At 70.4% G+C, this 21,812-nt stretch carries 18 protein-coding genes and 2 tRNA genes; 9 read left to right on the plus strand and 11 right to left on the minus strand.

Annotation, left to right across the window (positions count from 1 at the left end; translation table 11 throughout):
- Positions 1-7 precede the first annotated feature (7 nt).
- The 5 genes from AOM04_RS07980 to AOM04_RS08000 form a co-directional block, all read right to left on the minus strand.
- Positions 8-3,028 carry a glycoside hydrolase family 2 gene (locus tag AOM04_RS07980; protein WP_062464241.1) on the minus strand — a complete coding sequence of 1,007 codons (3,021 nt, stop codon included), beginning with the start codon at positions 3,026-3,028 and terminating at the stop codon, positions 8-10.
- A complete protein-coding gene (locus tag AOM04_RS07985; RefSeq protein ID WP_062464453.1) occupies positions 3,025-4,245 on the minus strand; it encodes a glycoside hydrolase family 1 protein in 1,221 nt (406 codons plus the stop codon). The genes AOM04_RS07980 and AOM04_RS07985 overlap by 4 nt, the downstream gene beginning before the upstream one ends.
- A 263-nt stretch (positions 4,246-4,508) precedes the next feature.
- Complete coding sequence (locus AOM04_RS07990) at positions 4,509-5,474, minus strand: alpha/beta hydrolase (protein WP_062464242.1); 966 nt, start codon at positions 5,472-5,474, stop codon at positions 4,509-4,511.
- A 9-nt stretch (positions 5,475-5,483) separates the two neighbouring features.
- Complete coding sequence (locus tag AOM04_RS07995; RefSeq protein WP_062464243.1) at positions 5,484-6,575, minus strand: phosphotriesterase family protein; 1,092 nt, start codon at positions 6,573-6,575, stop codon at positions 5,484-5,486.
- 7 nt (positions 6,576-6,582) lie between these two features.
- Entirely contained in the window at positions 6,583-7,551 is a 969-nt protein-coding gene (locus AOM04_RS08000; protein ID WP_156160661.1) for an alpha/beta hydrolase fold domain-containing protein, read from the minus strand.
- A 509-nt stretch (positions 7,552-8,060) separates the two neighbouring features.
- Here AOM04_RS08000 and AOM04_RS08005 point away from each other — a divergent pair.
- The 4 genes from AOM04_RS08005 to AOM04_RS08020 all read left to right on the plus strand — a co-directional run bounded on the left by AOM04_RS08005 (position 8,061) and on the right by AOM04_RS08020 (position 13,949).
- Positions 8,061-9,575: an alpha/beta hydrolase-fold protein gene (locus tag AOM04_RS08005; RefSeq protein WP_062464244.1), complete on the plus strand. Its 1,515-nt coding sequence runs from the start codon at positions 8,061-8,063 to the stop codon at positions 9,573-9,575.
- 176 nt (positions 9,576-9,751) lie between these two features.
- Entirely contained in the window at positions 9,752-10,948 is a 1,197-nt protein-coding gene (locus AOM04_RS08010) for a histidine kinase (RefSeq protein WP_156160662.1), read from the plus strand.
- On the plus strand, positions 10,945-11,631 hold the full coding sequence (locus AOM04_RS08015; protein WP_062464246.1) for a response regulator transcription factor: 687 nt from the start codon (positions 10,945-10,947) through the stop codon (positions 11,629-11,631). Before AOM04_RS08010 ends, AOM04_RS08015 begins: the two co-directional genes overlap by 4 nt.
- A gap of 119 nt (positions 11,632-11,750) precedes the next feature.
- Positions 11,751-13,949, plus strand: coding sequence for an MMPL family transporter (locus tag AOM04_RS08020; protein WP_062464247.1), 2,199 nt, complete (start codon positions 11,751-11,753; stop codon positions 13,947-13,949).
- A 363-nt stretch (positions 13,950-14,312) separates the two neighbouring features.
- On the opposite strand, the gene AOM04_RS08025 is transcribed toward AOM04_RS08020, so the two are convergent.
- Positions 14,313-14,386 (minus strand) — tRNA-Ile (locus tag AOM04_RS08025).
- A gap of 119 nt (positions 14,387-14,505) precedes the next feature.
- Here AOM04_RS08025 and AOM04_RS08030 point away from each other — a divergent pair.
- A tRNA-Asn gene (locus AOM04_RS08030) sits at positions 14,506-14,581 on the plus strand.
- On the opposite strand, the gene AOM04_RS14325 is transcribed toward AOM04_RS08030, so the two are convergent.
- From AOM04_RS14325 to dnaG, 3 genes are read right to left on the minus strand one after another with little or no spacing between them, the layout of a single operon-like run.
- Positions 14,552-15,028 carry a hypothetical protein gene (locus AOM04_RS14325; RefSeq protein ID WP_082104500.1) on the minus strand — a complete coding sequence of 159 codons (477 nt, stop codon included), beginning with the start codon at positions 15,026-15,028 and terminating at the stop codon, positions 14,552-14,554. The two genes, AOM04_RS08030 and AOM04_RS14325, sit on opposite strands and share 30 nt — an antisense overlap.
- A gap of 57 nt (positions 15,029-15,085) precedes the next feature.
- Positions 15,086-15,511: a VOC family protein gene (locus AOM04_RS08035; protein WP_062464248.1), complete on the minus strand. Its 426-nt coding sequence runs from the start codon at positions 15,509-15,511 to the stop codon at positions 15,086-15,088.
- Positions 15,512-15,513: 2 nt separating this feature from the next.
- Positions 15,514-17,478: a DNA primase gene (gene dnaG / locus AOM04_RS08040; RefSeq protein WP_062464455.1), complete on the minus strand. Its 1,965-nt coding sequence runs from the start codon at positions 17,476-17,478 to the stop codon at positions 15,514-15,516.
- Between the two features lie 113 nt (positions 17,479-17,591).
- Between dnaG and AOM04_RS08045 the strand changes: the two genes are divergently transcribed.
- The 4 genes from AOM04_RS08045 to AOM04_RS08060 are packed head-to-tail and all read left to right on the plus strand — an operon-like array spanning position 17,592 to position 19,859.
- Positions 17,592-18,047, plus strand: a complete 456-nt coding sequence (locus AOM04_RS08045) for a DUF6941 family protein (RefSeq protein ID WP_062464249.1) — start codon at positions 17,592-17,594, stop codon at positions 18,045-18,047.
- Positions 18,047-18,469 carry a hypothetical protein gene (locus AOM04_RS08050; RefSeq protein WP_062464250.1) on the plus strand — a complete coding sequence of 141 codons (423 nt, stop codon included), beginning with the start codon at positions 18,047-18,049 and terminating at the stop codon, positions 18,467-18,469. The genes AOM04_RS08045 and AOM04_RS08050 overlap by 1 nt, the downstream gene beginning before the upstream one ends.
- Positions 18,466-18,879, plus strand: coding sequence for a hypothetical protein (locus AOM04_RS08055; RefSeq protein WP_062464251.1), 414 nt, complete (start codon positions 18,466-18,468; stop codon positions 18,877-18,879). Before AOM04_RS08050 ends, AOM04_RS08055 begins: the two co-directional genes overlap by 4 nt.
- The gene (locus AOM04_RS08060) at positions 18,876-19,859 is read left to right on the plus strand and encodes a DUF368 domain-containing protein (protein ID WP_062464456.1); all 984 of its coding nucleotides are present in this window, start codon (positions 18,876-18,878) and stop codon (positions 19,857-19,859) included. The genes AOM04_RS08055 and AOM04_RS08060 overlap by 4 nt, the downstream gene beginning before the upstream one ends.
- A gap of 1 nt (position 19,860) precedes the next feature.
- On the opposite strand, the gene AOM04_RS08065 is transcribed toward AOM04_RS08060, so the two are convergent.
- Both AOM04_RS08065 and AOM04_RS08070 read right to left on the minus strand, forming a co-directional pair.
- Entirely contained in the window at positions 19,861-21,129 is a 1,269-nt protein-coding gene (locus AOM04_RS08065) for a deoxyguanosinetriphosphate triphosphohydrolase (protein WP_062464252.1), read from the minus strand.
- Positions 21,130-21,179: 50 nt separating this feature from the next.
- On the minus strand, positions 21,180-21,752 hold the full coding sequence (locus AOM04_RS08070) for a dihydrofolate reductase family protein (protein WP_082104502.1): 573 nt from the start codon (positions 21,750-21,752) through the stop codon (positions 21,180-21,182).
- Positions 21,753-21,812: the final 60 nt, after the last annotated feature.

Consider the following 21,812-nt stretch of genomic DNA (forward strand, 5'->3'; position numbering starts at 1 on the left):
CCGTGCGTCACGCCTGGGCGAGGGTGAGGCGCCAGCTCCATGCGTAGTGGTCCTGGGCGAGGCGGGTCAGCTGGAGCGCATCCGGGCCGAGTCGACCCGTGCCCACGCCGCGCTGTGCGATGTCGAGGTGCACGACCGTGGTCGCGCGCTCGGGCAGCTGCCACCAGTGGTCGTGGGCCTCGAGATCGGCGGCGGTGTGATGTGAAGCGCTGAAGTGGAGCTCCTCGGCGTGCGACGTGGACACGCGTCCGGCAGTGCCCGAGACGACCGTCTCGAGGACTCCCCCACGGGTCCCGTTCTCCTGCGGCTCGATGTAGGGGGTGTCCATCGCGTCGACGGTGCTCGACCAGCGGCCCAGCAGCGCGGCGAAGCGGCGGTCGGGGTAGTTCTCCCACGGACCCAGGCCGACGAACTCGACGTCCGACATGCCCTCGACCAGCTCCATCTCCATGCCGACGCGCACGCCGTCCGACTGGCCCTCGGGCAGGGTCACGTCCTCGTGGAGCACGTAGTCGCCCTCCCCCACGTGGACGATCCGCCGCCTGTGCGTCACCGTCTCGTCCCACGCGGTGCGGTACGCGCGGGTCACCGTGGTGCCCGTCGCATCGTCCGTCACCGAGGTCTCGGCGAGCTCGAGCCGGAAGAAGCCCGTGCGGATGAAACGCTTGTCCATGGAGAACGCGCGCTCGTTCTCCGTGAGCGCGCGCCAGAGGCACAGCTCGGGTGCGCGGACGAGGAGCGGGTGGACGAGGGCGCCGTCCGCGAGCGTCGGCGCGCCAACGTGAGCCGTCGGCAGCGCGGGGACCTCGCGTTCGAGAATCACCTGGGCCGCCGCGAGCGGACTTCCCGCGGGTGCCCACACGGCGTCCGCCCGCGTGAGCAGCTGGACCGTCACGGCCAGCGCATCGTCGCCTGCCGCCGCGGCGACAACCTCCGCCGGGAGGTCGAGGGGACCCGACGTGCCCGGTGCGATGGCCGGCAGGCGCACGATCGTGGTCGCGACGGGACCGCAGACGGTCTCGACGCGGATCTCGGCGTCGAACGCGTCGAGACTCGCGAACGACCCGCGGTTGCGCAGCACGATCCGCCCCTCACGTACGTCTGCCGACGCGCCTTCGAGGCGCAGCGGCGAGAAGATTCCGCCTGCCTCCGCCAGCGCGGGCTTGGGCATGAGGTCCGGGAGGACGATGCCGTTGTTGAGGACGTTGCCGTCGTTGGGCATGTCGCCGAAGTCGCCGCCGTACTTGTACCGGCCGCTGCCGTCAGGGTCGAGCGAGTGGTCGCGCCACTCCCAGATGAAGCCGCCCTGCATGCCGGGCAGCGTCTCGAACAGTTCCCAGTAGTGCGCGAGGCCGCCGGTCGAGTTGCCCTGCGAGTACGCGTACTCGCACAGGATCATCGGGCGATCGGCGCGCTCGTCACGCGCCCAGATCTCGAGCGCCGGGAAGGACGGGTACATGGGCGGCACGATGTCGGTCGAGGCATGCGCGCCGTGCCAGTCGCTCGCGATGCCGCCCTCGTACTGCACGGGACGGGTCGGGTCGAAGGCACGCGACCACGCCGCCATCGAGTCGTGCGCCGTGCCATAGCCGGTCTCGTTGCCCAGCGACCAGATGATGACCGAGGCGTGGTTGCGGTCGCGGACCACCATGCGCGAGAAGCGCTCGTGAAAGCGCGACAGGTAGCGCGGGTCGCTCGCGAGAGAGCCGGCGAAGCCGTGGCCTTCGATATCCGCCTCATCGACGACGTAGAGGCCGGCCTCGTCGCACAGGTCGAGGAACACGGGGTCGTTCGGGTAGTGCGAGGTGCGCACCGCGTTGATGTGGTGGCGCTTCATGAGCGCGACCTCGGCGAGCATGCCCTCGCGTGTCATGACGCGACCCGTCTGCGGGTCCGAGTCGTGGCGGTTGACGCCCTGGATCATGATGCGCTCACCGTTGACCAGCAGGTCGCGTCCCACGATCTCGACGCGGCGGAAGCCGACGCTGTACTCCGCGGCGTCGACAACCGTGCCGTCGCCGTCGAGCAGCCGAACCTTGACCGTCTCGAGATGGGGTTGCTCTGCGCTCCACGACGCGACCGCGACCTCGGAGCGGGTCACGGTCGCCTCGCCCGCCTGCGTCGCATGCATGACAGTCTGCGCGAAGGCGTTGATCATCGGCTTGGCCGCCTCGGGCACGTAACCACCGGCCGCGTGGATCGCGATGATGTCCATCATGTCCGCGGGGAAGCGCGGCTCGGGACGCACGTCACGGTCATCAGCCGCGGGCGGCAGGGTCTGCGTCGCCTGGCGCGGGGTGACGGGAACCCGGGTCGTCTCGCCGAGCGCCTCAAACTCGACGGTCCAGTCGAGGTCAGCGCGGTGAGCCAGGCCGATGGTCGAGGCTTTGACGGTGAGCTCGCCGAGGCGCGTCGCGGGATCCCAGTCCGCGGTGACGGCGACATCGGCGAGCCGCGCCTCGGGCAGCTCGAACAGGTGCACGGAGCGGGCGATGCCGCCGTGCCACCAGTGGTCCTGATCCTCGAGGTAGCTCTCAGCGTTGTACTTGACGACAGCAAGGAGCACCTCGTTGTCGCCCTCGCGCCACGCCTCGGTGACGTCGAACTCCGCCGCGAGGTGGGAGTCGGTGCTCGAGCCCACGTGGACGCCGTTGACGAAGGCGTGGAGCGCGCTCTCGGCGGCCCCGACATGCAGCACCAGGCGGGTTCCCGAGGTGATGTCGTGCCGGACGATGCGCCGGTAGACGCCGGTGGGGTTGCGCTCCGGCAGGTGCGGCGGCACCTCGGCGAACGGCATCGGCACATTGGTGTAGTGCGGCGGGTCAGCCTCGGACGTCATGGTCCACAGGCTCGGCACCTGGGCCGTACCCCACTCGCCGAACGACGCGTGCGGGCTGGCGAGGAGCTGGAAGTCCCATTCACCGTCGAGGGTCGCGGCGGGAGCACGGCGCACCGAGCTCATGGGCATGCGGCTCAGGGCGACGAAAGGATCCGCGATGAGCGAGGCGGGGAGGGCGGAGAGCGTCACTGGAGTCCGTTGTCCTTCGCGACGCCGCCGAGCCATCCGAGGCTCGGCTTGGGCGTGCGCTCGAAAGTCTCGCGATCGACCGCGACCAGCCCGAAGGTCGGCTCCCAGTGGCCCCACTCGTAGTTGTCGAGCAGGCTCCAGTGGAGGTAGCCGCGCACGTCGACGCCGTCGGCGATCGCCGCGGCGAGGCCCTCGAGGGCACCGGTGGTGTAGGCGATGCGGCGGGCGTCGTCCGAGGTAGCGATGCCGTTCTCGGTCACCATGATCGGGATCCCGCCGGTGACCTCCGCAGTGTGGCGAACGGCCATCGCGAGCGCGTCGGGTCGGTAGGCCGTGCCCACCAGCGTGTTGTCCGGGTGCGCCGGGGTGGGCTCCACGCCGTCCGGGCCGACGAGCTGTGTGGAGTAGGACTGCACGCCGATGAAGTCGTCCTCGCGAGCGGCGTCGAGGTACATGTCCTCTCGGACCTGGCGCACTCGGGTGAGCACATCCTCCGAGCCGGGGCGCGCCTCGAGTGCACCATTCGCGACGGTCCAGCCCACCTTCGCCTGGGTCTGCGCGCGAACGATATCGCGGGCCGCGTGATGCGCGGCGATGAGGCGACGGCCCACCTCCGGAGAGGGCTCGGGAAGGACCGCGGGCCGGCCCTTCTTCTCCTCGGCGCCAGCGTCGAGGGTCGGGCTCTGCCACTCGTCGGCGACCTTCTGCTGCATGCGGAGCGCCATGGTTGCCATCATCGCGAGCATGTTGGGTTCGTTGATGGTCACCACCCAGCGCACGCCGTCGAGAATCGTGCATGCACGCTCGACGAAGCGGCTGAACGCCTCGACCGCGTCATCAGCCGTCCAGCCGCCCTTGGCTGCGAACCACGCGGGAACGGTGAAGTGCTGGAGGGTCACGACGGGTTCGAGACCGAGTCGCTGTGCGGCCTCGATCATCCGGCGATAGTGCGCGAGCTCGGCGTTGGAGAAGTGCCCCTCGACAGGCTCGATGCGCGCCCACTCGATGCCGAAGCGGTAGGAGTTGAATCCGTTGTCCGCGAGGAGACGCATGTCCTCCTCGTAGCGGTGGTAGCTGTCACACGCGTCGCCGCTGCGCTCCATGCCGGGCATGCGCCCCTCGTTGGCCCAGAAGTCGCTTGCGACGTTGTTGCCCTCGATCTGGTGCGGCGCGGTGGACGCGCCCCAGAGGAAGTCCGCGGGGAAGGAGGTGCTCATGGTTCCCTTCATGGGTCGGCTCCTGGCCGACGGGCCGGTGCGCGAGCGCAGGAGGAGGCAGTCTCGGCGCACATCGAAGTGAGATGCGGAGGCGGATCGCCAGCGGGGCGTCGGGCTCCGTCGGCATCCGCCACGGGCGCCGGCTGACGGCGCCGCTCCCTCGATTACAGCACGGGGATGCGCAGCTTGTCAACCGATTGCCAAAACCGGCTGGAAGCCTCGCGACGACGAGGTTGCGGGGCTTCCAGTCGGTGTGGACCTGGTCAGCCGCCTAAAAGGGCAGCGACGAAGCGTCGCGCGGCCGCGACCCGCTCGGCATCCTCGGGCGCGCGCCCCAGGAAGCCCGCGTGACCCTGCGCCTCGAACACCCGGAGCTGCGAATCCACGTCCGCGTCGAGCAGCGCTCCGTGGAGACGCACCACGTCCGAGAGCATGCGGTCCCGCGTACCCGTGAGGAGCAGCGTGCGTGGGAAGCCGCGGTGATCACCGTAGAGCGGCGACACCAAGGGATCGCGCGCATCGTGCCCGCCCGCGTAGAGCGCCATCGTTGGCTGGAAGTCTCCGGTGAGCGCCTGGTCGAGGCCGTCGTTCACCACCATGGAGTCGCCCGAGCACGTCAGGTCGGTGGCGGGCGTGTCGAGCAGAAGTCCCGCGGGCATCGGCAGGCCCTCGGCACGCAACCGATGCATGAGCGCGCCGGCGATCGATCCGCCGGAGGACTCCCCCGACACGAGGATGTCGCTCGCGTCGCGGTCGTCTAGGAGCGCGCGGTAGACGGCGAGGCAGTCGTCGAGCGCGGCCGGGAACGGATGGTCGGGCGGCATGCGATAGTCGACGGCGATCACAGGGGCGGCCCACCCCTCGGCGCGAGAAGCTCCCCCCGTGCCGCATGCGGCACCGCCGCCCTGGATCCAAGCGCCGCCGTGCACGTGGAGGACCACCGCATCGGCGCGCATGGACGATTCCTCCGGGGTGCACAGGAACGCCGGCACGCCGGCGATCTCGGTCGCGACGGGCGTGATGGCACCTGCGGGCACCGTCACCTGCATGGACGCGGCCGCCTCATTCATGATCGCGATGAGCCGGCGCCAGCCGTTCGCGTCGTCGAGCGCCGGCCACGGCACCGCCTGACCGAGACCGCCTAGCGCGAGAGTGTCGCGGGCGGCTTGGCTGACAGACGCGGGCCACGGGATGTCCCGGGCGGGAAGGTGCTGTGTATCGGGAATCATCGTCACTCCTCAGTGAGCCAGGATGCGAGCAGGGTTGTCGACCACGAGCCGGCGGAATGCGTCGTCCTCGAAGCCGAGCTTGGCGAGCCCCGCAGAGACGAACTGCGGGAACCTCGTCAGGCCGTAATAGCCCCAGGTCTTGCCGTGCGCCTTGCTGAAGACGTCATGCCCGAGCACGATGCGGTCGCCGTAGCCCGCGCGCAGCAGATCCGCGAGACCCTTGAGGCGGTCATGATCGTCCGGGAGCAGCGACACGGTGGCACCCCACGCGTCGAAGCCGATGTTGACGCCCTTGGCCAGCACCGCTCGCGCGAGCTCGGTCGAGGCCGTGCGGGGCGTGTCGATGCCCGCGACGTACTCGTCGAGCGCGCTCCACGGGCGCAGGAAAGAATCCATGTGGATCATCACGAGCCGGTCGGGATCGATACCGGTGGCGAGCGCCGCATCGACACCGGCGAGCACCTGTGCGGACGACATCGGGAACGCCGTGTGGACGTGCAGGCTCAGGCCGGTCGCTACGGCCACGCGCCCGAGCGCACGCAGGGTTGCAAGCTCGACCTCGTTGAGCGGCCCGGACGGGTCGGTGGTCGACAGCGCGCACTTGAGCATGCCTGCGCGGATGTCGGTGCCGTCGATGCCCTCGGTGACCTCGGACAGGAAATGCGTGTACTGCGCCTCCTCGGAGGCACCGTCCCACTCGGCGGGGCGCGTGTCCGCGACGTACAAGCCCGTCGAGCACACGACGTGGACGCCCGAGCGCTCGGATGCCTCGCGCAGCGCGCGCACGTCGCCACGCAGGCCGATCGGCGTGGCGTCGCACACCGCGCTGCCCCCGGCTTGCGTGAAGTACGTCAGCTCGGCGGCGTTGTGCTCGACGTCGCCGGCGGTGGCGCAGTCGGGCGAGATCGCGCCGCCGGAGTCGCGCAGGAACGCGAGGTTGTCGACGCGCAGCTCGAGCATCGATGCGGGGATCGTGGCACCGGTGTAGCGCTTCACCACGCTCGCCATGAGGGTGTTGTCGAAGTTGAGATGCTCATGCGCGCTCGTGAAGCCGAGCTCGGACGGCGCGATGTCACCCCTGACTGTGGTGATGACGCCCATGTCCGTCTCAGCGCTCCCAGACGGCGGCGAGGAAGGCGCGGACCTGAGCCACCTGCTCGGCATCCTCCGGCGTGCGGCCTCCGAAGAAGCCGTGTGGTGCGCCCTCGAACACGTGGAGCTCGGCGTGCGTGCCCGCGGCGAGGAGCTTGCGGTGCATGCGGACCGTGTCGGACAGCAGGAAGTCGCGCGTGCCGCTGAGCAGGATGGTCCGGGGCCACGCTGCACCGATATCGCCGTTGAGGGGCGAGACGTACGGATGCGTGGCGTCGCTTCCGCGGGCGTACATCCTGTAGACCTTCGCCAGATCGCCGGGCACGTAGGTCGCGGCGAACGCGTTGATGTGATGCGAGTCTCCGTCAGCGGCCGCATCACCGGGGAGCGAGTTGATGAGGAGACCCGCGGGCATCGGCAGACCCTCGTCCTGCAGGCGCAGCATGAGGGCCGTCGCGATGTTGGCCCCTGCGGACAGACCGCCGACGACGACATTGGTGGGGCCGACCTCCTCCACGAGCCTGGCGTACGCCTCGAGCGCATCGTCGAGCGCGGCCGGCGCGGGGTACGCGGGCGGCATGCGGTAGTCGAGGTTCCACACGCGCACGCCGTACGAGTTGGCGATCGACGGCGCCACCAGGCGGGCCGACTCTCCCCCGCCGTTCGTGAACCCGCCGCCGTGGATGAACAGCATCGTCCGAGGATCCTCGGACGCCTGGCCGGCGGGGGTCGCGACATGGATGCGCGCATTCGAGAGCTCGACGACGGCCGCCTCGACCGGGGAGTCGTCATACACGACCCCGGAGGTCACGAGCCCCATCGTGAGCGCCAACTCGGGAGCAGCCATGCCGGCGACCACGGCGTTCCACGCCTCGACATCGTCGGGCTCGGGGAGCACGTTGACAGGCACCATGCTCAGCATCTGCAGGTAGGCGCGCGCCTCGGCGCTCATGTGGACGGGAACCGGGATGGACGATGCGGACAAGATGATCCTCCGTGTAATTGAACAGCCATGTGCGAACGGATGGCGAACGATGCGGGGACCGTTGCAGTGCAACCCATCGTTGGCAACCGATTGACAACATAGCGTCGTACGGCGATCCCGTCCACCCGTGCCTCAACCTCGCCACCTACGAACTCCTCGACTTGCTCTTCGCCCGGAGAACTCACTGTGACTCGTGGGACCCTTGCGTCACCCGTGTGTTGGCGTTCCTGGCGCAGACGTGGCAACCGCGGAGCCCGTCGTCCGGCTCAGGTGAATCGCTCGCCACCTGAGGGCCGCCGCGACGTCGCGGCGTCGCATGGGCGCCCGCCACGACCGACTCATGGTCCCGACGGGCAGCGTGCGCGGCGAACCAGCCCCCCACTCACCGCACAATCGGTTGGCATTATCAGCATTTTCTCAGGGCTTGGCGGAACGGTGGCGACCGTAGCGCGCCGAACCGCAGCACCCAGCGGCCGCGACTTCCCTCCACCGAAAGGATCACACCAATCATGACTTCCAAGCTCGCCACGACGGCGGCGATCGGCTCTATCGCCGTCCTCACGCTCGCCGGATGCTCCACCACCGACTCCACCGATGACGCCAGCGGCGACACGGCTTCGACCGGGATCGTGGGAACGGACGTGATCACTCAGGTGTATGGCGACGGCCAGAAGATCACCGCAGTCGCGGTCCAGTACGCCTCCGAGATCGACGCCGACAGCCTGTCGACCGAGGACTTTGCGATCGAGGGCTACGAGGTGACGGACGTCTACACCAACGCCGAGGCCGCGATCGCCGACGAAGCGGCGGACGGCAACTTCGTGATCGTGGAAGTCTCGACCGACGCGATCAATGCCGCCTACGCGCTCGAGGGCGACGGCCCCGGCAGCGACACCTCAAGCGAGGAGACGACCACCGAGGACAGCACCGCAACCGAGGACGGGGCGGCGGCCTCGTCGGACGACGCGGCGCTCGCGGAGGAGCCCAGCGAAGACTCGTCGAGCGCCGCCTCGGATGACGACCGTCCCTCGGGCGAGCGTCCCGCCGAGCTTCCCGAGGGCGAGGTGCCGTCGGGCGAGGTGCCCTCGGCAGGGATGGGCGGCGGCATGGGCTCGACCAGCACGAGCAATGAGCTCGCGGTGACGATCACGCAGACCGGCGAGGTCGAAGCCACTGACGGCAACGTGTACGCCGCCTCGGACGCCATCGAGACCGACTACGCCGAGAACACGAACCTGGGCGTCGAGGACTTCGAACAGCTCACCTACACCTCTACGGAGACCGCTGACGAGCTCATGTACAACCTGTACACGCCCGAGCGCTACGACGAGTCCGAGTCCTATCCGATCGTCGTGTTCATGCCCGACGCGACTGCGACCGGCACCGACCCAGTCGCGACCCTGACGCAGGGCAACGGTGCGACCTCGTGGGCGACCGACGAGGCGCAAGCAGAGAACGAGTCGTTCGTGCTCGCCCCGCAGTACACCGGCGAGGAGACTGACGACGTCACGACCACCGTCGAGCTGATCAAGCAGCTGGTCGAGGACTACAGCATCGACCCGAGCCGGATCTACCTCACCGGCCAGTCCGCCGGCACCATCCGCGCGATCTCGATGATGATCGAGTACCCCGACATGTTCGCCGGCGCGATGCTAGTCGCCGGCCAGGCCGATGACGCCTACACGGACCGCCTCGCCGAGCTCGCCGACCAGAACATCTGGATGATCGCCGCCACCGGCGACGAGCGCGCACTGCCCGGCATGACCGCCATCGAGGAGGCCGTCGAGGCCGCCGGCACCGATGTCACCGACGGCGCCTGGTCCGCCGCCGACAGCGTCGAGGACCAGAACGCCGCCGCCGCAGAGATGGCTGCCGCGCAAACCTCGATCCACTTCACGACCCTCAGCGACGTGGTGCCCGAGGGCATCACCGACAACGAGGTCACCGAGCACCTCAACACCTGGCGCGTCGCCTATGAGATCACCGGCATCCAGAACTGGCTGTTCGAGCAGACGAACGCGTAGTCCCCCCGTTCGGTGGGCACGACTCGAAGGAGCGAAGCCGCACATCGCAACCGCACGGTCGAGCTGGAGAATTGGGGAGCGCGGAGGGCCCCAAGGACGCACGGGGTCGTCCCCAACCGACGAGCCCGTAAGGTGTCTCCGTCGGTCCTTCGGCTCGGCATGACGAGGAGCGTGACGTGACAGAGAACCCACACACGTCCGCGACCCCGCACCGTTTGGCCCGACGTCCGGCGCTTGTCGCCGCATTTCTGGCAGTGTTCGTCGTGGGACCGGCTCTCGTGACGCTCGTGGCGCCCGGCATCGGACTCGACATGACGGGCTGGGATGTCGTGCTGACGTCGGTCAGCGGCGCCGCGCTGCTGCTGTGGCGCCGTAACGCGGTGGCCGTGCTCGCGGTGACCGTCACGGCTACCTTCGTCGGGATTGCCGGCGCGTGGACCGTCAACGGCGCGCAGCTCGCGATGACCGTCGCGTTGTACCTCTTCGCGAGCACCCGAGATCGACGCGTCACGCTCGCAGCGGCAGGTGCAGCCTCGGTGGCATTCGTCGTCCTCGCCCTCGGCTTCCTCGTCTTCACTGACGAGATCGTCCAGCGCGAGGACATCCTGCTGTGGATCTGGGCGGTCACGGCGGCCGGCATCGCGGTGCGCGAACGGCGGGAGACGGTAGCGGCGCTGAAGGATCGTGCCGAGCGCGCGGAGCAGACGCGCGAGGAGACCGCACGCAGGCGTGTGGTCGAGGAGCGCCTGCGCATCGCGCGCGAGCTCCATGACCTCGTCGCGCACCACATCGCGTTGATCGGCGTGCAGGCCAGCGCCGCGGAGCGGCTCATCGCGACAGACCCAGGCGAAGCGTCCGCGTCGATGCGCCACGTCGGCAGCGCTGCCCGGTCGGTGCTAAGCGAGATGCAAGCGCTCCTGGGAGTGCTTCGCACGGATGAGGCCGGTATCGAAACGACGCCCCTGCCTGAGGTCGGTGACATCCCATCCCTCATCGATGAGGTCCGCGTCGCCGGCGTGGAGGTTTCGTACGCGAACCACGCGACTGAGGCCGTCGTGCCGCCGGGGGTCGGGCTGGTGGCCTACCGGGTGGTGCAGGAGGCGGTCACCAATGCCCGCAAGCACGCCGAGGGATCTGCCATCGGGGTGACGGTTGAGATAGAGGGCGCATCCCTCGTGATCACCGTGGCCAATGACTCGCCGGTGCTTCTCGGAGATTCGGGGCGCTCGAGCATCGGCGTGTCGGGCGGGCTGGGCCTGGTGGGCATGCGGGAGCGTGTGCACGCGATCGGCGGCACCCTGGAGGCCGCGGCAGATCGCACGGGAGGCTTCCGCGTGCACGCGCGCCTGCCTCTGGAAGGAGGACGCGGATGACCGTGAAAGTGGTCCTGGCGGATGATCAGGCGTTGATGCGAGCGGGCTTCAAGGTGCTGATAGACGCCGAGCCGGACCTTGAGGTGGTCGGCGAGGCAGGCGATGGGGGAACCGCGGTCAAGGTCGCACGCGACGCCCGCGCGGACGTCATCCTCATGGACATCCGCATGCCCGGCCTCGATGGCATCGCCGCGACCCGTCTGATCGCCGCGGATCGCACGCTGGCGCACGTCAAGGTGCTGATCCTGACCACCTTCGAGCAGGACGCGTACGTCTTCCATGCGCTCGAAGCGGGAGCCAGCGGCTTCCTCGGCAAGAACGTCGACCCGGCGGACCTCATCGCCGCGATCCGCGTCGTCGACGCCGGCGAGGCATTGCTCTCACCGTTTGCCACCAAGGCTCTCATCGGCGCTCACCTGTCCCGGCCTACTGCTCAATCGGCCGTAACAGCAGGCCCCGACCTGGGTGACCTCACCGAACGCGAGGCCGAGGTGGTGGGGCTCGTCGCGGAGGGCCTGTCGAACGCGGAGATCGCCGCACGGCTGTTCATCTCGCCACTGACGGCGAAGACGCACGTCAGCCGTGCGATGACGAAGCTGGCTGCGCGCGACCGCGCGCAGCTGGTCGTCGAGGCGTTTCGTCGAGGCATCGCTGTCGTTGATCGGCGCGGCGGCCTCCCCTGATTCGTGTCTACTCCCCCGGGAGTACACGCGAACGAGAAATACTCCCGGCGGCAGACGCGGGCGAGGCACGCCCACGGGCACGGTGGGGTCCAGTGACCTCCATCGAAAGGATGCCTCACATGTCACGTCTTGCACGTTGGTGCGCCGTCAACCGGTACACCGTCATCGCCCTCTGGGTGGCGATGATCGCCGGCCTCGGCATTGCCACCACCGCCATTGGTTCGAACTTCATCTCCCCCACCGACGCCCCATCGACCGAGTCAACCAAGGCTTATGCACTGCTAGGTGAGCTCGGCGCCTCGTCGACCTCATCGCCGCAGGCCAGCGGCCAGGTCGTGTGGCACGCCGAGTCCGGCACGGTCGACGACGCCGATGTGGTCGACACCGTGAACGCATTGCTCGCGGACCTCGCGGCGATCGACGGTGTCGCATCCGTCGCCAGCCCCTACAGCGATGAGGGTGCCGCTCAGATCTCCGCCGACCGTGAGACCGCGTTCGCCTCCATCACGTTCACCGACGATGCGGACCGCAAGGCGGTCTCGTCCGAGGTGACGGAGGCAGTCGACGCCGTCGACGCCGGAACCGTGGTCGATGCCGCGGCGTGGGGATCGGGGTTCAAGGCCGAGTTCACCGCCCCGCCGGTCGAGCTCATCGGCATCATCGCAGCCCTCGCGATCCTCATGCTCGTCTTCCGGTCGGCACTGGCGGGCATCCTCCCGATCGTCACCGGCGTCGCCGGCGTCGGTGCGTCCATCCTCGTGGTCACCGTCGGCTCGAATGTCATCGACATCCCCTCGACGGCCACGCAGATGGGCTCGCTGATCGGACTCGGCGTCGGCATCGATTACGCCCTGTTCATCGTCAACCGCTTCCGTAAGGCGCTCAAGAAGGGCGCGACCGTCCTGCAGGCCGTGGAAGAGTCTGTCAACACCTCCGGGCGTGCCGTCGTATTCGCCGGCGCCACCGTGGTGATCGCCCTGGTCGGCCTGCTCCTGCTGCAGATCGGCGTCCTGTCCGGCATGGCCCTCGCCGCCGCCCTCACCGTCGCCTTCACCGTCGCGTCGGCGATCACGCTGCTGCCCGCACTGCTCGCCGTGCTCGGCCCGCGCGTCCTGGGCCGTCGAGGCCGTCGCGCCTACCTCAACAGCGGCGCCGCCGGCTTCCACGATGAGGCCTCGCCGTTCTTCTCGCGCTGGGCCAAGACCGTCGCGAACCGGCCCGTCGCCGTCGCCGCGGCCGCGACGCTCATCATGACGATCCTCGCCGCGCCGGCACTCGGCATCCGCCTGGGATCGACCGACGCCACCAGCGAACCCGTCGACTCCCCCGCATACCGGCACCACGAGCTCATGGGCACAGGCTTCGGTGACGGGTTCGACTCCCCGCTGCTGGTGGTCGCCGCCACTCCCGACGACTCCACCAAGGATGCGTTCGCCGACCTCGTCACCGCGATCGAGGGTGCCGACGGCGTCCAGGTGGCCTACACCGCCGGCACCGACGCCGACGTCTCTCTCGTCACTACCATGCCGACCACCTCAGCCGCTTCCGCCCAGACTGCCGACCTGGTCAACCGCCTGCGCGACGACCTCATCCCCGCGGCCGAGGACGGCACCTCGCTCGAGGTCTTCGTCGGCGGCACCACGGCGATGAACGTCGACTTCGCCACCCTGCTGACCGAGAAGCTGCCCGTCTACCTGCTCGTGATCGCCGCACTCGGGTTCGTGGTGCTCGCCGTGGCGTTCCGCTCCATCGCGGTTCCGCTGGTGGGGGCATTGAGCAACCTGCTGACCATGGCTGTGTCGCTCGGCGCCGTCACAGCCGCCTTCGGCTGGGGCTGGGTGTCGTCGCTCCTCGGCATCGGCACCGGAGGACCCATCGAACCCAGCGTCCCGATCATCGTCGTGGGCATCGTCTTCGGCCTGTCGATGGACTACCAGGTGTTCCTCATGAGCCGCGTCCACGAGGAGTGGACCCGCACGCGCGACAACCGGCGCGCCCTCAGCGTCGGCATCGCCGAGACCGGACCCGTGATCGTCGCAGCCGCCGCGATCATGTTCTCCGTGTTCTCCGCGTTCGGGCTCATGCCTCTGCGGATCATCGCCGAGATGGGTGTCGGTCTCGCCCTCGCGATCCTCGCCGACGCCGTGGTCGTGCGCCTGGGCCTCATGCCCGCGGTCCTCCACCTCCTGGGAAACCGCAGCTGGTGGTACCCCCGATGGGCCGACCGCATCACCCCGCGCGTGTCCATCGAGGGAGACGCAGGTGACGCGGCGATCACGTCAGTCGGCGAGAAGCGGTTCGCCGCCGCGGGCTCCTGATATCACCGACCACCGGCCCTGGCTCGAACTCGCCTGTGGCGGCGATTTCGAGCCGGGGCCTCGCGGCGCGGTAGCGCTGGATCGCCACGTCGTCCTCGTCACCGTCGTAGCAGAACCACTGCGCCGATGCCACTGCGTCTCTGGCCGCGCACAACCCGCCGAAGCAGCCCTACCCAGAACGCGCTCTCGGGACGAAAAACGCGCAACGATGCGGCCCGTCCCAGGCCACAACGCCCTTCGCGTGGCTCGCAACGCTGTGTCGGTGGCTCATGCCGCTCGCGGCCAGCCCGATCACGACACGGCGCGACGCATCCAACCAATACCGAGTGACGAAACACTTGCATAACGAGTGTTCCCCTGCGGTGGGCCAGGCGGGGCTCGAACCCGCGACCGATGGATTATGAGTCCACTGCTCTGACCTGCTGAGCTACTGGCCCTGGGCCCCCGAGGAGGCCGCCGGACAGTCTAGCCGCCGACAACTTCTCAACCGCGTGGCTTAGTTATGACCCAGATGGTCATCGGCCCCGCCAGGCATCCGGTAGAGTATTCCTCGCCTTCCTCCGTAGCTCAATTGGCAGAGCAGCCGACTGTTAATCGGCAGGTTACTGGTTCGAGTCCAGTCGGGGGAGCCACCGGCCCGGTCCTCGACGAGGACCGGGCCTCTTCTCTTCCCAGCCGTAGATCTCCGCGTCGGTGCGCGCGTCGAGCGCGTCGGCGGCCGCGTTCCGGTACGCCCGGAGCAGCAGCGCCAGGTCGCGTCGCTCGGCCCGGTTGAGCCGCGGCTCCGCCACCGCCGCCCACGCGATCAGCGCGGTCGCGAGCACCGCCGCCCCGCCGGACGAGAGCACCACCGCCCACGTCAGCACCAGTGGCGCCACCAGCACCAGGACCGGCGACCTCTCCCACCAGGGCCGCACCAACGCACATTCGCGCATGATCCGCAGCACCTTGCGTTGCGAGCGCCTCACCAGCTCCCCGAGCCACAGGTCGCGCACCATGCGGACGGCAGGCACGTCGGCGGCGTTCAGCCTCCCGACGTCGTTCCGCGCGCGCCGTGCCACGGCGTCACCCGCGTCCATCCTTCGGACGCTAGCAGCGTCGCGCCGGCGAGGGAACGGGGACGATGCGCGCGGCCCTCAGTCGCCGAGCGTCACCGACCCGTCGGGACCGGGCGGCGAGAACGGGTTCATCGCGAGCTCCCACACGTGCCCGTCCGGGTCCGCGACGTAGCCCGAGTAGCCGCCCCAGAACACCTTCTCGGGTGCCTTGAGGGACGTGGCCCCGGCCGCGAGCGCCTCCGCGTAGACGGAATCGACCTCGGCCTCGCTCGGGTAGTTCTGGGCGAGCGTCATCGCGCCCACGCCGAGCACGGCGCCGGGTCTCCCCTGATCGTCCGCGAGGTCCGCGAGAGAGAACAGCGCGATCACCACGCCGTTGGCCTGGAAGAAGACGATGTCGCCCTCGGCCTGCGCAGGCACCCACCCCCAGGCCTCGTAGAACGCGCGCGACCGCGCGAGGTCCGCGACCCCGAGCGTCACGAACGAGATCCTCGGATCGGCCATGCCTACCCCTCCCTGAGCGCGCGCCTCCGCTGCTCGAGCCGGATCATCTCGGCGAACGCCTCGTTCGCCGCCTCGGTCCCCGCGCCCGCGCGCTGCATGCGGCCGCGCAGGTCGGCGGCCCTGCGGGTGAGGAAGTTGTCGAGCGCCTTCGCCAGCACCGAGCGTGCGTAGAGACCCGCCTCGGCAGGCTTGTCGTGCGGCAGCGGCGTCACCGCGAGCTGCGACACGAGCGCCGCGAGGTCCGGCCCGGCCTGCTCCACCACGGCTCCGACCCAGTCGCCCTGGCCCGCCGCGGGGCCGCCCGCGGCCGCGACCGCGTCGAACACCTGGGCGTACTGGGGCGTGAGGAACGCCTCCCGCGACAGCTCGCCCACGATCCCGAGCGCCTGCCCGTCCTCGGCGATCTGCCGGGGCAGCTGCAGGAGCACGCCCAGCGACAGCGCCTCGGTGCGCACCACCGGGTCGCGCGGGTTGGGACGGTCCATCACCACGGTCGCGATCTGCCCGGTCTCGGGGTCCATGGGCGGCGGGCCGTCGTCGGGACGATGCACGGCCTGGCCTCCCGACGGACCGCCGGCCGGGGCGCCGGGACGGCGGGTGGACGATGCGCCGCCCGACCTCTCCCCCGCCCGCGACACCGCGCGCAGCACGTCCGCGGGCTCCATCCCGAGCCAGCCGGCGAGGCGCCGCGCGTACTCGGGGCGGATGGCCCGGTCGCGGATCTGGGCGACGATCGGCGCCGCGGCGCGCAACGCCGCCACGCGCCCCTCGGGGGTCTCGAGGTCGTGGCTCGACAGCGACGCCTTGATGACGAACTCGAACAGCGGCACGCGCCGCTCCATGAGGCGACGCACCGCATCGTCCCCGTCGCGCTGACGGATGTCGCACGGGTCCATGCCCTCGGGGTCCACCGCGACGAACGTCTGCGCGAGGAACTGCTGGTCGAGCGCGAAGGACTTGAGGGCGGCGTTCTGGCCGGCCTCGTCGCCGTCGAACGTGAAGACCACCTTGGCGCCGGTCGAGCCGACCTTGAGCTGCGCCTGCCCGGTGTCGCCCATGAGGCGGCGCACCACCTTGACGTGGTCCTCGCCGAACGCGGTGCCGCACGTCGCGACGGCGTTCGTCACGCCCGCGAGGTGGCACGCCATCACGTCGGTGTAGCCCTCGACCACCACCGCGGTGCGCTCGCCTCGGATGGCGCCCTTCGCGAGGTCCAACCCGTAGAGCACGTGGCTCTTCTTGTAGATCTGCGTCTCGGGGGTGTTGAGGTACTTGGGGCCCTGGTCGTCGTCATGCAGGCGGCGCGCGCCGAAGCCGATGACGTCCCCCGTCACCTCGCGAATGGGCCATACGAGCCGGCCGCGGAAGCGGTCGTAGATGCCGCGCTGGCCCTCGGACACGAGGCCCGACGCCTTCAGCTCGGGCTCAGTGAAGCCCTTCCTGCGCAGGTGGTCGGTGAGGTGGGACCAGCCCTGCGGCGCGTAGCCGCACCCGAACGTCGCGGCGGCCGCGCTGTCGAAGCCCCTGTCGCGCAGGAAGTCGCGAGCGATGCGCGCCTCGGGGCTCTCGAGCTGCTCGACGAAGTACTCGGCGGCCACGCGGTGCGCCTCGAGCAGCCGGCGGCGCATGCTCGCGCCCTGCTCGGTGCCGCGGCGCCCGCCAGACTCGTAGCGGAGCGTCACACCGGCGCGCTCGGCGAGGTACTCGACGGCCTCCGCGAACGGCAGCCCGTCCATGCGCATGACGAACTCGATGACGTCGCCGCCCTCGCCGCACCCGAAGCAGTGCCAGCGGCCCGCCGTGGGCCGCACGTGGAACGAGGGCGAGCGCTCGTCGTGGAAGGGGCACAGCCCCTTGAGCGAGCCGACGCCGGCGGACTTGAGCGAGACGTGCTGCCCGATGATCTCCTCGATCGGGGCGCGTTCGCGGACCGCCGCGATGTCGTCTCTGTTGATGGTGCCCGCCACGCGCACAGAGTACCCGCGTGCGGCACCCGGCCCCAGCATCGTCCACCGCCCGCCGCATCGAGTGTCACCTGGTGGCGCTAGGCTTGACGCGCACCCCACGAAAGGACGCTGTTGTGAGAGTCGACGCATTCCTCGCCGATTCGGCCGAGGTCGTGCAGAACAAGATCTACGCGCTCGGCGCGGGGTGGAACATCATCTTCGTGCGCGGCTTCCCTGCCGTGCACCGCCGCCTCTCGGTCGGCGCCGTGGTCCACGTGCCGTTCAACGAGACCAACCGGGCCCACCAGTTCGAGCTCAAGCTCCTCACCGAGGACGGCGAGGAGTACCCGATCGGGATCCGTCCCGACGCCGATGGCAAGCCCGCGCCGGTCCGCGCGATGGGCGGGGAGTTCACGGTCGGCCGCCCGCCGCACCTGGTGGACGGCGACGAGCAGGTCGCGAGCTTCGCCTTCACCATCGACGGCCTGCGCTTCGACAAGCCCCGCCTGTTCTCCTGGGTCATCAGCGTGGACGGCGAGGAGATGACCCGTCTGCCGATGCGCGTGCAGCAGGCGGCGCAGCAGGCCTAGTGGAGCTGTACACGGGGGTGATCTACCCCCTCGTGCTGGTGGTGTGCGCGGTGCTTGCCGCGTTGGGTCTCGCGACCCTCGCGACGCCGCGCACCCACCGGCTCCTCAAGCTCGCCATCCCGGTGGCCTACGCCGCGACCGGTATCCACGCGGCCGCCGTGGTGGTCCTCATGCTCACCGGGCTCGACCAGGACCTGTTCCTCAGCATCGGCTACACGGTCGCCTCGATCGCGGTGCTCGCGCTGCTCGGGATCGGGCGGCTCGGCACGCCCGAGGCCGCCGCCGCGGACACGGACCCCGACCGGCCCGTGCTCACCCCGGCGCAGATCGTGCGCGTGGACGCGGTCGCGGCGGTCATCGTCGCGGTTGCCCTCGCGACGGTGTTCTGGCGCGTCCTCACCATCGTGGAGGGAGCGGCATGAACCCCGTCGCCCGCATCTCGCTGATCGCCGGCTACTCGGTGCTCGCCCTCGCGGCGCTCGGCCGCTCGAGCTTCCAGATCTCGACCAAGCTGTCCGAGGCGCCGGTCCCCTACCTGGTATCCGGCCTGTCGGCGCTGCTCTATGTGGCCATCGCGGTCGCGCTGTGGCGCCGCTGGGCGGGCGTCGCGCTGGTCGGCACCGCCATCGAGCTGGCCGGCGTGCTCACGGTCGGCACGCTGGGCTACATCGAGTCCTCGTGGTGGCCCGACGAGACCGTGTGGACCGGCTACGGCTCCGCCTACGGCTGGTTCCCCGTGATCCTCCCGGCGGTCGCGCTGTGGCTGCTCCTGCGCGAGCGCGCATGCCGCAGCGCCCGTGCATCCGCCGCGACGGCCCCCGAGGGCGCGTGAGCCACCCGCTCTCCCCTGTCGAGTCCGGCGAGCCGCAGGCCCCCCGGACCGCCGGCCTGGTCGCGCTCGACGTGGTGCGCGGCGCCGCGATCGGCACCGCCGAGACCGTGCCCGGCATCTCGGGCGGCACCGTCGCCCTCATGACCGGCGTGTACGAGACGCTGCTCACCTCCGCGGGCCACCTCATCGCGGGCGTCCGCCACGCCGTCACCGACGTCCCGCGCGGCCGCGGCCTCGGCGAGGCGCGCGCCCAGCTCGCGCGGGTGGCATGGCGGGTGCTCGTGCCGATCATCCTCGGCATGGGCGTCGCGCTGCTCACCATGGCGCATGTGATGGAGGGCCTTCTCGCCGACCACCCCGAGACGATGCGCGGGCTCTTCCTCGGCCTCGTGCTCGCCTCGCTCGCGGTGCCGTTCCGGCATTCCCGCGCTGCCGCCACCCGGTCCGGTCGGGACGGTGCATGGACGATGCGCGAGTGGGCGCTGGTCGCCCTCGCGACCGTCGCGGTGGCCGTGCTCGTGTCGCTGCCGGCCGGGAACCTCTCCCCCGAGCCGTACGTGCTGGTCCCCGCCGGCGCGCTGGCCGTGTCCGCCCTGGTGCTGCCGGGGCTGTCGGGATCGTTCCTGCTGCTCACGCTGGGCCTGTACGAGCCCACCATCGCCGCCCTCAACGACCGCGACTGGGCCTACCTCGCGGCCTTCGCGGTCGGCGCCGCGATCGGGCTCGTCACCATCGTGAAGGCGCTGCAGTGGTTGCTCGAGCACCACCGCCGGATCACGCTCGTGATCCTCACCGGCGTGATGGCCGGCTCCGCGATCGCGCTGTGGCCGTGGCAGGACGCCGACGGCGGTCGCGTCGCGCCGCACGACCCGATGCTCGCGCCCGTCCTCGCGGGGCTCCTCGGCGCGGCACTGGTGGTCGCCGTGCTCGTGGTCGAGCATCGCACGCTCGCACGCCGGTCCGACGCGACGGACGCCTGAGTCAGGCCCTGCGACGCGCCACGTACCGGTGGTGCCAGTCGTACGCCGACTTGTCGGTGAGCGACGCCACCTGGTCGATGACCACCCGGGTGCGCGCCGCATCGTCCCCCGCCTCGCGGTAGAGGGCCGCGAAATGGGCCTCGAGCGCCTGGTCGCCGAGCGCCACGAGCGCCCCCACCAGGTCGGCCAGGCGCTGCCGCTGCTGCGCGTAGGCGGGCTTGCGCTCGCGCGGCGCCATGAGGAAGTGCACGGCGATGCCCTTGAGCATGAGGATCTCGTCGGCCGTGCCCTCGGGGATGATCAGGCGCGCGTGGTGGCGCGTGAGGGCGCCGTCGCCGTACTCGGCGCGCGTGGCCGCGGCCACCGAGCCGACGATCCGGCCGATCAGCTGGCTCGTCATGTCCTTGAGGGTGGCGAGCGCGCGGTGTGAGCCGTCGTACTCGTCCATCCACCACGGCTCCGCGCGCAGCCGGTCGAGCGCCGCGATGAGCGCCTCCTCGTCGCCGCGGCCGTACCAGGAGCGCGCGTGCCGGGCGATCTCCCGGGCACGACCGGGATCGTGCAGCACGCCGAGCGAGACGGTGTGGTGGACCACCGAGTCCTCGACGTCGTGCACCGAGTAGGCGACGTCGTCGGCGAGGTCCATCACCTGGGCCTCGAAGCTCTGCGCCCGGTCCGGCGCGCCCTCGCGCAGCCAGTGGAACACCGGCAGATCGTCGGCGTAGACGCCGAACTTCCGGGTCGGGCTGCCGTCGGGCCGCGTGGGGGTCGCGTCCTCGGTCCACGGGTACTTCACCGCCGCGTCGAGCGCCGCGCGCGTGAGGTTGAGGCCGGCGCTCTCCCCCGTCGTCGGGTCGAACGTCTTGGGCTCGAGCCGCACCAGCAGCCGCAGCGTCTGGGCGTTGCCCTCGAAGCCGCCGATGTCACGCGACACCTCGTCGAGCGCCCGCTCGCCGTTGTGGCCGAACGGCGGGTGGCCCAGGTCGTGCGCGAGGCACGCCGCGTCGACCACGTCGGGGTCGCAGCCGAGCACCTTGCCCAGGCTGCGGCCCACCTGCGCCACCTCGAGGGTGTGCGTGAGGCGCGTGCGCACGAAGTCGCCGGTGCCGGCGCCCAGCACCTGCGTCTTCGCGCCGAGCCGGCGCAGCGCGCTCGAATGGACGATGCGCGCGCGGTCCCGCTCGAACGGCGTGCGCTGCGCCTGCTTGGGGGGCTCCTGGACGTAGCGCTGCACGTCCGCTGCGGCGTAGCCGTCGGGAAGGGCGCTCACATTCCGACTCTAGCGGGGACGATGCGCGGGCCCGGGACCCGGTCGCGGCCTCAGCGCGCCGTGGGGCACGCGAGGTGGATCTGGATGAAGCCGTCCGCGAAGCGCACCACGTGCTCCGCGGTGAGCTCCGCGGGATGCGTGAGCCCGCCGAACAGCGCGATGCCGCTTCCCAGCACGGTGGGCACCACGGTGACCACCAGCTCGTCGAGCACGCGCGCGTCGAGCGCGTCGCGGACCACGGTCGCGCCGTCGAGGTAGACGTCCTTGCGGCCCGCGACGGCACGCGCCCGCTCGACCATCTCGGCGATGGTGCCCCGCGACGCCGTGACGGTGGGCTGCGGGTTGTCGAGCGGGCGGTGCGTCGCGACGTGCATGGGGATCTCACGGTACGGCCAGTCGGGGAACCGCGTGACGATGTCGTAGGTGCGCCGGCCCATGAGGATGCAGCCGACGCGGTCGAGGAAGTCGCCGAAGTGCAGCGCGTCGGCGTCGGACGCGGACCACGGCTCGGCGGCGACCGCCGGGGCGCCCTCGGCCCGGGGCTCGAGCCAGTCCAGGTCATCGCCCGGACCCGCGACGAACCCGTCCAACGACATCGCAAGGTACGCACGAACCCGGCTCATGGGCTCACGTTAATGCAGGTATGCGCGGTTTGTCGGGTGCAGTTCGTCACACCCGGGGCG

Source organism: Demequina soli (assembly GCF_000971195.1).
GTDB lineage: Bacteria > Actinomycetota > Actinomycetes > Actinomycetales > Demequinaceae > Demequina > Demequina soli.

What these genes read in the sequence shown, in the direction of transcription:
- AOM04_RS14325 (WP_082104500.1), bottom strand. Translation starts at nt 15,028, where the DNA reads ATGGACGCGGGTGACGCCGTGGCACGGCGCGCGCGGAACGACGTCGGG.
- AOM04_RS07990 (WP_062464242.1), bottom strand. Translation starts at nt 5,474, where the DNA reads ATGATTCCCGATACACAGCACCTTCCCGCCCGGGACATCCCGTGGCCC.
- AOM04_RS08005 (WP_062464244.1), top strand. Translation starts at nt 8,061, where the DNA reads ATGACTTCCAAGCTCGCCACGACGGCGGCGATCGGCTCTATCGCCGTC.
- AOM04_RS08055 (WP_062464251.1), top strand. Translation starts at nt 18,466, where the DNA reads ATGAACCCCGTCGCCCGCATCTCGCTGATCGCCGGCTACTCGGTGCTC.
- AOM04_RS07995 (WP_062464243.1), bottom strand. Translation starts at nt 6,575, where the DNA reads ATGGGCGTCATCACCACAGTCAGGGGTGACATCGCGCCGTCCGAGCTC.
- AOM04_RS08070 (WP_082104502.1), bottom strand. Translation starts at nt 21,752, where the DNA reads ATGAGCCGGGTTCGTGCGTACCTTGCGATGTCGTTGGACGGGTTCGTC.
- AOM04_RS08035 (WP_062464248.1), bottom strand. Translation starts at nt 15,511, where the DNA reads ATGGCCGATCCGAGGATCTCGTTCGTGACGCTCGGGGTCGCGGACCTC.
- AOM04_RS08020 (WP_062464247.1), top strand. Translation starts at nt 11,751, where the DNA reads ATGTCACGTCTTGCACGTTGGTGCGCCGTCAACCGGTACACCGTCATC.
- AOM04_RS08015 (WP_062464246.1), top strand. Translation starts at nt 10,945, where the DNA reads ATGACCGTGAAAGTGGTCCTGGCGGATGATCAGGCGTTGATGCGAGCG.
- AOM04_RS07985 (WP_062464453.1), bottom strand. Translation starts at nt 4,245, where the DNA reads ATGAGCACCTCCTTCCCCGCGGACTTCCTCTGGGGCGCGTCCACCGCG.